The sequence below is a fragment of the Desulfovibrio sp. genome, assembly GCF_019422935.1.
Lineage (GTDB): Bacteria > Desulfobacterota > Desulfovibrionia > Desulfovibrionales > Desulfovibrionaceae > Desulfovibrio.
Map to the genome: position 1 here is coordinate 254,705 of NZ_JAHZCJ010000002.1, position 12,275 is coordinate 266,979.

General features: G+C 53.9%; 9 protein-coding genes. 3 read left to right on the forward strand and 6 right to left on the reverse strand.

What is annotated here, in order from left to right:
- The first annotated feature begins 35 nt into the window (after nt 1-35).
- Entirely contained in the window at nt 36-797 is a 762-nt protein-coding gene (locus QZ383_RS04255; RefSeq protein WP_291443325.1) for a glycosyltransferase family 2 protein, read from the forward strand.
- A 93-nt stretch (nt 798-890) separates the two neighbouring features.
- Nucleotides 891-1,790 (forward strand): radical SAM protein, encoded by a 900-nt coding sequence (locus QZ383_RS04260; RefSeq protein ID WP_291443327.1) that lies wholly within the window; start codon nt 891-893, stop codon nt 1,788-1,790.
- An 85-nt stretch (nt 1,791-1,875) separates the two neighbouring features.
- Here QZ383_RS04260 and QZ383_RS04265 read toward each other — a convergent pair whose 3' ends face one another.
- The 3 genes from QZ383_RS04265 to QZ383_RS04275 all read right to left on the reverse strand — a co-directional run bounded on the left by QZ383_RS04265 (nt 1,876) and on the right by QZ383_RS04275 (nt 7,317).
- Nucleotides 1,876-3,387: a methyltransferase domain-containing protein gene (locus tag QZ383_RS04265; protein ID WP_291443329.1), complete on the reverse strand. Its 1,512-nt coding sequence runs from the start codon at nt 3,385-3,387 to the stop codon at nt 1,876-1,878.
- 401 nt (nt 3,388-3,788) lie between these two features.
- Nucleotides 3,789-5,180, reverse strand: a complete 1,392-nt coding sequence (gene gltX, locus QZ383_RS04270) for a glutamate--tRNA ligase (protein ID WP_291443330.1) — start codon at nt 5,178-5,180, stop codon at nt 3,789-3,791.
- 133 nt (nt 5,181-5,313) lie between these two features.
- Nucleotides 5,314-7,317 (reverse strand): ATP-binding protein, encoded by a 2,004-nt coding sequence (locus tag QZ383_RS04275; protein ID WP_291443332.1) that lies wholly within the window; start codon nt 7,315-7,317, stop codon nt 5,314-5,316.
- A 287-nt stretch (nt 7,318-7,604) separates the two neighbouring features.
- Here QZ383_RS04275 and argB point away from each other — a divergent pair, with 287 nt between their 5' ends.
- The gene (gene argB, locus QZ383_RS04280) at nt 7,605-8,387 is read left to right on the forward strand and encodes an acetylglutamate kinase (RefSeq protein WP_240823565.1); all 783 of its coding nucleotides are present in this window, start codon (nt 7,605-7,607) and stop codon (nt 8,385-8,387) included.
- A gap of 153 nt (nt 8,388-8,540) precedes the next feature.
- Here argB and QZ383_RS04285 read toward each other — a convergent pair whose 3' ends face one another.
- The 3 genes from QZ383_RS04285 to QZ383_RS04295 form a co-directional block, all read right to left on the reverse strand.
- Nucleotides 8,541-9,173 carry an HD domain-containing protein gene (locus tag QZ383_RS04285; protein ID WP_240823564.1) on the reverse strand — a complete coding sequence of 211 codons (633 nt, stop codon included), beginning with the start codon at nt 9,171-9,173 and terminating at the stop codon, nt 8,541-8,543.
- A 172-nt stretch (nt 9,174-9,345) separates the two neighbouring features.
- Entirely contained in the window at nt 9,346-11,442 is a 2,097-nt protein-coding gene (locus QZ383_RS04290) for a clostripain-related cysteine peptidase (RefSeq protein WP_291443336.1), read from the reverse strand.
- Nucleotides 11,443-11,554: 112 nt separating this feature from the next.
- Nucleotides 11,555-12,241: a tetratricopeptide repeat protein gene (locus tag QZ383_RS04295; RefSeq protein ID WP_291443337.1), complete on the reverse strand. Its 687-nt coding sequence runs from the start codon at nt 12,239-12,241 to the stop codon at nt 11,555-11,557.
- Nucleotides 12,242-12,275: the final 34 nt, after the last annotated feature.

Here is a 12,275-nt window from a genome sequence, read left to right on the forward strand (position 1 = left end):
ATGACGGACATTCCACCACTGAAAAAGAGGATCGCATGCGAATTGAACTCATAACAATGTGGTATAATGAAGAATTTTTAGCTCCATTTTTTCTTCAACACTACAACTACGCCGATAGAATCAACATTCTCTATGACACAGATACTACTGACAATACAAAAAAAATTTGTGAGCAGTACCCTAACGTCAGAATTATACCGTTCCATTTTCCCAATATGATGGACGACGAAATCAAGAGAGATCTCATTAATGACTTATATAGTAAGATAGACGCAGATTGGGTTCTGTCTGTGGATTCTGATGAATTTGCATTTTTGAAAGAACACAATTTTTTTATTTATGACTTCCGTAACTTTCTTGCCGCAGATAAAAAACACGATATATACAACGTCATGCTGTATCAGGTTTACCGACACATCACAGATAAAGACCTTGATCCAGACCTACCAGCAGTTCCGCAACGAAGACATGGGGATCCCAATATTTCAGTCGGCATCAACGCTCTGTATAAAAAGCCTATTTTGGTGCGCGGCAATCTTTCCATCAATTGGGAGCCGGGATGCCACTCCATAAGATACGGCCGCGATCCACGTGCAGTTGCTCCGCAGCACGTGCTTGGAGCGCATTGGGCCATGGCGGACCCCCAATTTGCTATGGAGAGGCGTTTAAAAAACAGAAAGGCCCGGCAAAGCCAAAACAATTTGAACAAACAGCTTACAGTTCATCAGCACACCATAACAGCAAAAGAGCTCACAGAGGACTTCAAACGACACATGAATGACCCTCAGCTTTTTTAGAAAAACAGTCATTTACTTTGACTACTGCATATAACATAAGAATAGTCATGGAACTACATTAATTTAACGGCATAGCAGTCTACGGAGGAAGGGATGCAACATATATTCGAGTCATGGTGCGTACAAATTGACGTCACGAATTACTGCAATCAGTCATGCCTTTACTGCTCCAGGTATAACAGGCACCTAAAAAAAGAACAGCGCGCGCACATGCCCCTCGAGCAGTTTGTTGCCGCCCTAGACTCATTACGCCATTGGCCCAAAAAAATCGGTATTATCGGCGGAGAACCCCTGCTCCACCCACAGTTTCGCCATATAAACTTGCTCCTTCGCAAACATTTTCCGCGTGAAAAACTTGGTTTGTGGACATCGGGGTTGCCTCGCACGGAGCTGGAAGACCCACGCACAGACAGCGATATCATGAGTACCTATGGATTTATTGCGTACAATCCGCATACTCCGGAGCAACAGGAACAATGCAAGCACCAACCGCTGACTGTGGCCATACGAGAAGTTGTCAGCGATAGTGAGCTGATGTGGAAGTTGATTGATAACTGCTGGGTACAGCGCACATGGTGCGCCACAATCACCCACAAAGGCACCTACTTTTGCGAAGTGGCGGCAGCCCAGGATCTGCTGCTTAATGATGGTGCAAATGCATGGCCCATTGAACCGGGCTGGTGGAAAAGACATCCCTCAGAGTTCCGTTCCCAGGTAGAAAAATTATGCCCCAATTGCGGCATGTGTATCCCCATGGAACGCGAACTGCTGCACAAGAAGACCGAAAAGTTCACCCCTCTCTTACTGCAAAGTTTTCGCGATAAAAATCTCAGGCTTGTAAGAGATAAGGATGTGGAAGTATTTGGCGAGACATTCAGCAAGGAAGATATTCGCAACAACATTAACACATGGTATCCCGGCAACTATCGAGGGGATCTCAAAGACGATAACACGGCTCTGGAAGGCTTGGGCTTCACCGGAAAAATTGATTAATTTTCAGACCGCCATAGAAAAGCCGTCAGAAATAGAAAAATATTTCTGGCGGCTTTTTTCCATTGAAGCGTTGTTTACTAGATGGTTAATCAATTTTATCAATAAAATTTTTCAGGCTCCAATCGTTCTGAGCCCCCACATAAACGGCCCGGGTCTGTTTATCAAACATGGTTTTTTCTTCAAAGGTAGTGGCACGTTTGCGAAGTCGCACTTCCATGGAATCCACTGCGCGAGGCATGCGTAGAATTGCAGCTAAGGCCGTACCCTGCTTGCGCATCTTTTCGCCAAACGGGGAAAAAATGTAGTCAATGTTCTCGACATCAAAACGCCAATCTCGCCACCCTATGTACCAGTGCCATTCTGTAAAATACAACCAGCTATTTTCATTGAAAGCGTGCCGATGCGTTGGATCTTGCCATGCCCCAAGGGAAAGATCATATGGCACGTTTAGATGTAGCTCCCCGCCATCGCGCAACAGCATAAGCAGGTTCTTCATCGTTGCGGGAACGTCTGCAACATGTTCGAGAACATCGAAAAGACGTATCTTTTCAAACATGCCTTCCCGGAATGAGACCATGCCGAATCTGCTTGTGGGATATTGAGAGGAAAAATCGATTTTTTGGGAAACATCAAAAACAAAATCCGGATTCCACTTTGGATCAATATCTACGTTCAGCGCTTTCTGCAAAAAATTTTTCCCAGATCCAACATTAAGAAAGAGTGGCAAAGGCAAAGCCTCTTTTGCAACAGAACGGGCCTCGCACTCTCCAATTATATTCTTTAGCGTATCTTCGAACCTGTTTTTCGAGAACTGCATAAAGGCAGCATTTCCCATGGCATCAATAGCTTTTGGCGCATGCAGCAGCTTGATAACTTGCTCGACAATCTGGTCATACGGGGCATAAAAACATGCGTCTTCATACCCTTCATGGATATCTGTATCGGGATTACGCTCACACACGACACATTTTTTATTCGCCCACAAGTACCCCAGGCGAACAACTTCCTGAATACCCGGCACATAATAATGTGCATTTAAAACAATTTTTGAACGGGCGATCATTATATCCCGTTCAATCCCAAAAAGCCCCTGAAAAGCAACTGCATTAACGCCGGCAGCTCGAAGTTGGCCAATAAGCTCTGCCCTACGTTCATTTATGGCCCCATACATCAACACATCAATATCTTTCTGATATGTATGATCAAGGCGTGACATCTCCGGGCAATACCCCATGGGGACATATTCAACATTATCAATATTAAAATTTTCTTTGAATCGCCTTACATTTTCCTTACTATAATCCCAAACTTTAAACTTTGAGCAAGCGTCAAGATAGAAAGGAGTTACCCCTTTGCTACCGCATACCATTTGCTCAAGATTATAAATTATTGAATCTTTAGGAATCTTACTAAGAGAAATTTCACTGCAATCACATAATCCAAAAATAATATTCGTCGAATTATCACACAGCGCGTTCTCAAGTATTTTAGGCTCATATCCCAGCTTTCTGAGCGAATAATATAGAGGCAATGCAAGATCAGCAAAGGCCTGATGCCCACCAATAGCAGCTATTGAATATTTTTTACTGTTTATCATGAGCTTCCAACGGCTCAATAAAAATTGAGCAAAGTTATTTGTACATAAAAATTATCACCCGAAGACACTTAGGAGAGTATGTAATCTTAATATGCCCCTGAACGCATTATTCCCGAAAAAATCACGATGCAAGCTGCCTACTTCAAAAGCAAAATAAAGCGCAGGACAACAGCAATCTCTACTCTAACATACTGCTCATGACATACAAAATCCTGCAGTCGGAGCGAATCAACACGGCATGACGTAGCCCAGGACGGTTCATGAACCCAAGCTACTGGACGAAGGTACCCGGCATAAAAAATGGATACCTCCGTCCTTAAAGTCGGCCCACAGAATCATGGCAAGAAGCTGTCCTCTGCGCGAGATTTCAATCTGAGACGCGCCGTTGCGCGATGCGTCTTTTACCCCATAGCCCGTTGCAGTCGGGCAAGGGTTTCCTGCTTGCCCAGAAAGGCCATGATTTCATTGAGGTGCGAGCCACCCATAAAGCCCATGAGGGCCGTGCGCAGGGGCGGGGCCACTTCCTTGAACTTCAGCCCGTTGTCGGCCACATAGGCGTTGAGCGCGGCCTCGAGGGCTTCAGCGGTAAAAGGCTCGCAAGCGGCAAAAACAGCAGAGAGGGCCTGCAAATGCGCCTTGCCCGCATCGCTAAAATGCTTGGCCGTGTCCTTTTCCACATAGCTGAGTTCTGCGGCAGGCACCACCAACGGGCGAAAGGCCTCGCCCAGCGCCTTGAGGTTGTTGGCCCGCTCGCGGAACATGACGCACAGTGGCTCAAGCTTTTCCAGAGGCAATGCGCCAAGCCCGGCTTCTTCCACAAAGGGGGCAACCAGCGCCGCCAGTTCTGGCAGGGGCAGCTCGCGCATAAAATGGGCGTTGCACCACTCCAGCTTGGCCGGGTCAAAAGCCGCAGCGGCAGGGTTCAGGTTGGTGCCGTCAAAATATTCGATCAGCTCTTCCTTGGTGAACAGTTCCTGATTGCCGTGCGACCAGCCAAGCCTCACCAGATAGTTCACCAGAGCCTGAGGCAGCAGGCCATCCTGTTGATACTCAATAACCGCCCGCGCGCCGTGGCGCTTTGAGAGCTTTTGCCGATCCGGACCAAGGATCATGGGCACATGCCCAAAACGCGGCACGGGCAGGCCCAAAGCCTCATAAATAAGAATCTGGCGCGGCGTGTTGGAAACGTGGTCGTCGCCACGAACAACATGGGTGATGCCCATTTCGTAGTCGTCCACCACCACGGCCATATTGTAGGTGGGCATGCCGTCAGCGCGGCGGATAACCATGTCGTCCAGTTCGGTAACATCCACGGCTATCTTGCCCTTCACCAGATCGTCAAAAACCACCTTACCCGCCACAGGCGCCTTGAGGCGCACGCAGTGGCCCTCGCCGGGGCCGAGGTTCCGTTCGCGGCAGCGCCCGTTATAACGCGGTTTGAGGCCGTTCTGGCGGGCTTCTTCGCGCATGGCTTCCACTTCTTCCGGCGTGCAGGAACACCAGTAGGCGTGGCCTGTTTCCAGCAGCTTGTCCACATAGCGGTTGTACACGTCGGCCCGCTGAGTCTGGTAGGTCAGCTCGCCATCCCAGTCCAGCCCAAGCCAGCGCATGGAGGCCAGGATGGAATCTGTATATTCCTGCTTGGAGCGCAGCAAATCAGTGTCTTCAATGCGCAGGTGAAAACGTCCGCCGGAGTGGCGGGCCAGGAGCCAGCAAAAAATGGCGGTGCGTGCGCCGCCTATGTGCAGATGCCCTGTCGGGCTGGGTGCAAATCGGGTTACCACTTGAGTCATGTTGCTTTCCTTGAAACTGGCGTTGGGGGGAAGGTCGCGCATGGGCGGCTGAGTGTCAAGGGCCGCTGCGCAGGTGAAGGAGGCTTTGCCTCTTTCGGCAAGCCTGCCGCCGCCCGCAGAGTACCAGACATTTCTATTCTGCCGGGCCTCGGCTGAACTGTTTGAGCGTGCGCCGCAGATCGGCAAGGTTAACGGGCTTGGTCAGGTGCGCGTCCATGCCTTCCTGCATGCTGCGTTCTGCATCGCCCCGCATGGCATAGGCCGTCATGGCGATAATGGGCACGGTTTGGGCACACGGCAGATTGCTGGCCCTGATAGCGCGCGTGGCGGAATAGCCGTCCATAACCGGCATCTGCACATCCATGAGGACAATATCAATCTCCGCGCTCCGCTGGTTCCAGAGTTCCACGGCCTCCTGCCCGTTGACGGCAGAAATGCAGGTTATGCCCATGTCTTCCAGCAGAACTTCCATGATCTCGCGGTTGATATCGCCGTCTTCGGCCAAAAGTACCCGCAGACCCTGAAGCGAGGCGGCTTCATCCCCGCGGTTTTCTTCCGCCTGCTCCTGCGCGCAGTCTTGGCTGCAAATGGCAAAGGGCAGCTCCACGCGAAAAACACTCCCCTGACCCGGCTCGCTCTGCACAGAAATGCTCCCACCCATGAGGGATATCAGGCGGCGACATAAGGAGAGGCCAAGCCCCGTGCCGCCAAATCTGCGGGTGATGGACGTATCCGCCTGCGAAAAAGGCGTAAACGCGCGGGCCAGATCATCGGGCGACATGCCAATGCCTTCATCGCTCACAATAAAGGCCAGCCGCGCCTTTACGTCACTTTGTTCCAGCAGCTCAACGGCCAGGCGCACCGTGCCGCGCTCGGAAAATTTCAGGGCGTTGCCGCCCAGATTCAGCAGAATCTGGCGCAAACGCAGGGCATCGCCGGAAAGCACTTCCGGCACGCGCGGGTCCATGCGGCTCTCAAGGGTGAAGTCCTTGAGCTTGTGCCCAACCTTGGGCCGCAGCAGGGACATGACCGACTCAAGTTCCTTGCGTGGCTCAAAAGGCAGATTTTCAAGCTCCAGGTGGTTGGCCTCAATTTTTGAAAAATCCAGCAGGTCGTTGATGATATCCAGCAGTGATTCGCAGGTTGCATGGATTTTTTCCACATAATCGCGCTGCTGGGGATTCAAAGGGGTGTTGAGCACCAGATGCGCCATGCCCATGATGCCGTTCATGGGGGTGCGTATCTCATGGCTCATGTTGGCCAGAAAAATACTCTTGGCGGCGTTGGCGGCTTCGGCGGCCTCCTTGGCTTCGCGCAGGATGCGCTCGTGCTGGCGCGCCTCTGTCACATCGCTGACATAACCGGCAATACGCAGCACTCCCGGCCCGCTCACGACCTCATAGGCCAGGGCATACCAACGCAAACCCTTGCGCGGGTGGGCAACCCGCAAATCCAGATGCTCCTGCCCACCAGCCGTCCACCCTGCGGGGTCGCAGAGTTTGCGCCACTTGGGCTGATCCTCGCTCACAATGCGCGACCCCATGCGCTCAAGTCTGTCAGACGCATTCGAGGCCGTATTGATGCCAAACTGCTCATAAAAAACATCGTTACCTGTGATGTCCAGCCCGGAACTTTCGAGGCGCGCTATCTCAAAAACTCCAAGCCAGCCCAACCGGCAGGCCAGCGAAAGACGCACAAGCCCCTCACGCAGGCTTTGGTGCGCCTCGTGCAGCTCCGTCATATCCTGATGATAACCGACAATCCGCACCACATCATCATGATCGGCGCTGATGCGCCGCCCGCCGCAGCGCACAGGCACCAGACCCCACGTGGGGTGGTTATACTGGTAGCGCACCTCGTGCATGGCTGCGTCTGCAATAAATTCGTCATGGATGGCCCAAAGATGGGGACGGGAACGGGCATCAACCCTGTCCACCCAAAAGTTGAAGCATTCTGCGGGGGTCATTTCTTCGCTTGCGCCGAGCAGGCGCAGGGTCACCGGATTGGCAAGCATGGATATATGACCGGTGTTTCTATCGATATCAATGACCCACAGCCCCACATTGGCCGCAGCCAAGGCTTCGCTGTTCCAATCCTCGTTGCGGGATGCGTCTTTTGCAGCGCTTTTTACGGTCATAATTCCCCCGTTTTCCATTGTACTATCCATAGCCATTTTGCTGACCCAAGACAATGCCGGGGAGGGTTGCTCTGCCCGGAGTAGAGCGTAATTTGCGCACGAAAAAATCAAAAAATATACGCATCGCCACACGCCTGTCACACAGGACTCTTGCGGGGCGGCGCACAGGGTGCTAGTGCTTCCAACTGTTAACTAAGTACGCAAAACAGATGAAAGGCCCGCGCCTGCGCCTGAGCGCGCATGTGGCGGAGCAGCCTTTCCGGCCAGACGGCCAAAGGATCAAACAGATGAAAAACGCTACAGTCGTTATCAAATACGGCGGTCACGCCATGGACAAGCCCGATCTCAGCTCTGCCTTTGCCACCGACCTTGCCCAGCTTTCCGAACAGGGCATGGGCTTTGTGGTGGTGCACGGCGGCGGCCCGCAGATTTCTGCCCTGCTCAAGCGCCTGAATATTGAGAGCCACTTTGTGGATGGCCTGCGCGTTACCGATGCCGCCACCATGGAAGCTGCAGAGATGGTGCTCTGCGGGCAGGTGAACAAGGCCGTGGTCAACGAATTTGCACGTCAGGGAGTACGCGCTGCGGGCATTTCAGGCCGCGACGGCGGCCTGCTGCGCGCAAGGGTGAAAAATCCCGCGCTCGGCCTGGTGGGCACGGTGGAAGCGGTCGATCCCGCCCTGCCCCGCTGCCTGCTGGAAGGCGGCTTTGTGCCCGTGGTGGCCCCTGTGGCCTCCGGCCCGGACGGCGAAGCCCTGAACATCAATGCAGACACCGCCGCAGGCGCGCTGGCAGGGGCCATCGGCGCGGAATATTTTGTGCTGATCTCTGATGTGCCCGGCGTGCTGGATGCTGACGGCAGGCTCATTCCCAGCCTCAACCGCAAGGAAATCCAGAAGCTGCGCGAGACCGGCGTCATCACCGGGGGCATGATCCCCAAGGTGGAAGCCTGCCTCAACGCTCTGGATGCGGGCTGCCAGCGTGCGCTCATTCTTGACGGGCGTTCGCCTTCAAGCCTGCGCCGCTACCTGCTTGACGATGCCCCGCTTGGGACGGTGGTCGCCAACTAGCTTTTTAACTGCCGGATGCAGTGCGGAGAAAAGGCAGACCGCCAGTTAAAAGGCATCTCTGCTCCTCAGCGCGTATCAAAAAAGGCCCGAGACCGGATGACGCGGCAATGCGCCGCCCGGTTTCGGGCCTTTCATACTTTTGAAAATCTGTTTTTAACGACCGCGCCGCACCCACCATTCCCGCTCAACCTGTCCATACCACCAGCGGTTGTGATCCGCGCGCAGCACAGCCTCAGCCACCTGCTGCGCCGCAGGGCTGCGCAGACGTTTGACCGCACTTTCCAGCCACTGGGCGGCAAAGGCATTGCCCTTGTCCAGCTCGGCCTTGAGATTGCAGATAAGATCAAGCTGGTCGGCATCGTGCGCCAGAATGGCCTCACGGCTGGCTTCTTCCTCCAGCTCGTCCCAAAGGGGCAGCACGTCTCCCTCAAGCCCTGTTCCGTCCACGCAGTCTTCCAGCGCCTTGCGGGCCTGACACTGCGCATAGCGGTGGTTCACGTAGTTCAGATCGCCCGTGCGCGCCTCGTGCAAATCATGGAACAGGCAAAGATACGTCACACGCGCTGGATCCATATCGCACATGCGGGCCAGCACGTAGCCCATGACGCTCACCCGGTAGGAATGTTCGGCCACGTTCTCCTGCCCGGTGCCCAAAAAGGCGTAACCCGTGCGGGGCGTATGCCGCAGCATGCCGACTTCGTTAAAAAAATCCACAATCCGGTCAAGCCGATCCGCGCTCACGTCCATAGCCGGGAAATCGCCGTTGTTGCTCTTGGATTCACTCATGCCTGTTCAATACCGATCCCGGCGGCCTGTGGCAAGGATGCGCGGCGTAGATGGTGGGACGGATAAAAAAGGCATCCGGCGGCTCAAGCCGCTCCCTTAAGAACCCCATTGCAGCTTGGCGCTGAGGCAAACGTATCAGCATGGAAAGATCGCAATACTGCCGCTGACCATGTCAGTTGCTGTAAACGGCTACACCATCCTTTACTTCAATGGTGACGATTTGCGATGTGGCGGCATTGTTCTGCACATCTGTCATTTCAAACATGAACATGAACTGCCCATCGCCCATGTCCGTATCTGCAAAAACAACTTTTTTGCCAAGGGTAAAGGTATCTACCTCCACCTCCTGAAACTCTCCATCTTCGTCATCCATCTGCATGGCGAGAAGAATTGTGGTCACCTTGTCGCCAGCCTTAAGCCTGATAAGCGCCTTGTCGGTCATTTCGCCTTCTTGCACACGGCGCGCGCCAAGGATTTTGTATTCCTTTTCCGCAAAATCATAGACGACAATAAGGTTGCAGCGCACTCCGTTCAGTTTGATAGGCACAACATAGTGGTTTACCCCGTCATCCTGATGCGTGATCTCAAGGAACACCAGGTGGTCGTCCAGAGCTGCCCACCTTCCCTGAAAATTATCCTTGAACACACCTGCGGTCCAGTCAGCTTCCATATCTGCATCCTTGCCCAGCAGCATGATCAGGTTGTCTTCGATGCTGTAGTAGGCAAGGTAAAACTGCACGCTATCCAGAAATTTGACACGCTCTGTGCCAAGATTGAGCAGCGCCTCGCCGCCATCGCCGACTGTTACCTCAAAATCCTCAAGCGCGGTGATATCCAGCGGCTTCAGGGGAGCCACCGATGCCACCACGGCGCTGGCCGCCTGCCCCAGCAAAGCCGCAACGCTGCCTGGGGATTGACCCTCAGCACTCTGCCCGCCAAGGATGGCTGACAAGCCCGATTGCAAGGGCGCCCACAAGGATTGTGCGCTCCCCTGCGTCTGGGGCGCGGGCAGAGGCGTTGGTGCAGCAGGAGCAGATGTTCCTTCAGGGATGTTTTCTTCCCGTTCAAGGGCGGCAGAGATATCAGCAGAGATGCGTTCAAGGTGTTTTACGGCGCTGTCCGTATCCAGAAAACCCAACTGAAGCCCGCTCAGGACCAGAAAGGTGGTGATGTTGCCCGCCCGCATCATGCTGGAAAAACCAGCCTTGCCGCCGTCAAACGGATAGTAGCAGGACAGCCCGGAGGGCGACCGGTAGGGGCCATGAACCGTATAGACCACCGCTTCGCCCAGAGCATCCAGAAAATACGGAGCAAATTCGGGCAAGGCCGTTTTCAGCCGCCGCACAAGAGAACCAAGGTCCACCATATTGGTGTAACCTTCCGAACGCGAGTTCACATAGTTTTCAGAGGCCTTGGCCTGCCTGCCGTAGGCGGCGTAAAAGCTGTCGTCATCCATGGCGAGGGAAACAGCTTCAAGGCCGAGCGCGTTGTAAGCAAGATTAACAAACGGAATCCTGGCAAGATCAATGAGCGAAAGCGTGGCGTTTCCCGCTGTTTGCGCTTCCTTGCAGCCCTCAAGATAGGTATCACAGATAGCCTTGCCCAACGCTTCCGGGCCTATGGATGTGTTTGTCCCAAGAGCGTTCACCCATTCCGTGTACTGCCAGCCGTTGGCTGGTTCCACCTCTTGCGATGCCACCATGTACCGGCCAAAACCGCTTACAGCGCTGGCTGTGTCCAGCGTAGCCATCAGGCAGGCGTCAAAGCCGATGATTTCAAATGGCGGGCGGTCAACTGAGGCCGTATGTACCTGCTTGAAGGAATTATTGATTTCCCTGAGGGACAGGGCGTCAAATGCATAATTCTCGTCATTGGCTACGCCGCCGATGCTGCCGCCGCCGTGATCCCAAAAAATGAAAACCTGATGATCCGCGCTGTAATTTTCTTTGCAAAAGGCAAGAAAGGAGGTCAGCGTTTTTTCATCCCCCATGCTTGCCTGCGGCAGCTTTGCCACCAGCTCAAGTTTTCCTTTGTGGTAAAGGTAGCGGCTGATGTTTTTGGGGCTGATGTCGGGCCTGTGCCATTTGCTGGCCCCCCCGGTCTGAATGACCACCTTCACATTATCCGGCAGGCGAGCCTTGAGCAGCTCTGCCAGATCGGCAGAGGCCGCGCCGTCTTCTGACTCAAGGTTGCTGCCGCAAAGATACCAGTACACAGCCCACGTTTCTTCCGCACGGGCTCCATCGGGGCAGGTAAAGAGCAGCAGCATTGGCAAAATACAGACTGCGCAGCGGAGGTAACGGATACTGTTTTTCGGCATAAATATTGTACTGAAAATCAAGTTACAAGGTCACAGCGCCAGAAAAAATCTTCCGAGGCAGTCAAAAGGCATCAAGACGGGCCTGCGCGTCAGCATCACCCTGTCTGGCGGCCTTGCCATACCAGTAAAGGGCTTTTTCCCTGTTCTTGTCCAGGCCATCCCCGGTCTCGTAGCTGCGCGCAAGGTTATACTGGGCGGTTGCATACCCCTGTGCCGCCGCCCGCATAAACCAGCTGGCGGCGGCATGCGCATCACGGGGCACGCCTACGCCCTTACTGCAAAGAATGCCGAGCATGTTTTGCGCCTGGGGGTAACCAAGTGCGGCAGACATACTGTACCAATACACGGCTGCGGCCTTGTCTGCGCTTACCCCCAAGCCATCCTCAAGACAGCCTGCAAGTCTGTATTGAGCTTCGGCATGCCCCTGTTGCGCGGCCTTGTGCAACAGGGACGCCGCCTGTTCAAGATTCTGCGGAACGCCAAGGCCAAAAAAACAACGTATCCCCAGCGCAAACTGCGCTTCTGCCCGGCCTGCTTCCGCCGCTTTTTTAAACCAGACCACAGCCAGAGGGTCATCCTTGCACAGGCCGCACGAGCCACTCTCATACTGCCGGGCAAGCCAGAGCTGGGACTCGGCATCACCGCGCTGCGCATGCTCATAGACCTGCTCCAGGCTGTTGCACGATTTGGCGGAGCATTCTGGAGAGTGGACGGTTTGCTCCGTTCTCCAGCCAGGGGCTTTTCGCATTGGATCCATGGCTGCGAACGAGGCACTGTCCCTG

Bases quoted from the DNA above. Each gene is read 5' to 3' on its own strand.
- QZ383_RS04255 (WP_291443325.1), top strand. From the start codon at position 36: ATGCGAATTGAACTCATAACAATGTGGTATAATGAAGAATTTTTAGCT.
- QZ383_RS04260 (WP_291443327.1), top strand. From the start codon at position 891: ATGCAACATATATTCGAGTCATGGTGCGTACAAATTGACGTCACGAAT.
- QZ383_RS04265 (WP_291443329.1), bottom strand. From the start codon at position 3,387: ATGATAAACAGTAAAAAATATTCAATAGCTGCTATTGGTGGGCATCAG.
- gltX (WP_291443330.1), bottom strand. From the start codon at position 5,180: ATGACTCAAGTGGTAACCCGATTTGCACCCAGCCCGACAGGGCATCTG.
- QZ383_RS04275 (WP_291443332.1), bottom strand. From the start codon at position 7,317: ATGACCGTAAAAAGCGCTGCAAAAGACGCATCCCGCAACGAGGATTGG.
- argB (WP_240823565.1), top strand. From the start codon at position 7,605: ATGAAAAACGCTACAGTCGTTATCAAATACGGCGGTCACGCCATGGAC.
- QZ383_RS04285 (WP_240823564.1), bottom strand. From the start codon at position 9,173: ATGAGTGAATCCAAGAGCAACAACGGCGATTTCCCGGCTATGGACGTG.
- QZ383_RS04290 (WP_291443336.1), bottom strand. From the start codon at position 11,442: ATGCTGCTGCTCTTTACCTGCCCCGATGGAGCCCGTGCGGAAGAAACG.
- QZ383_RS04295 (WP_291443337.1), bottom strand. From the start codon at position 12,241: ATGCGAAAAGCCCCTGGCTGGAGAACGGAGCAAACCGTCCACTCTCCA.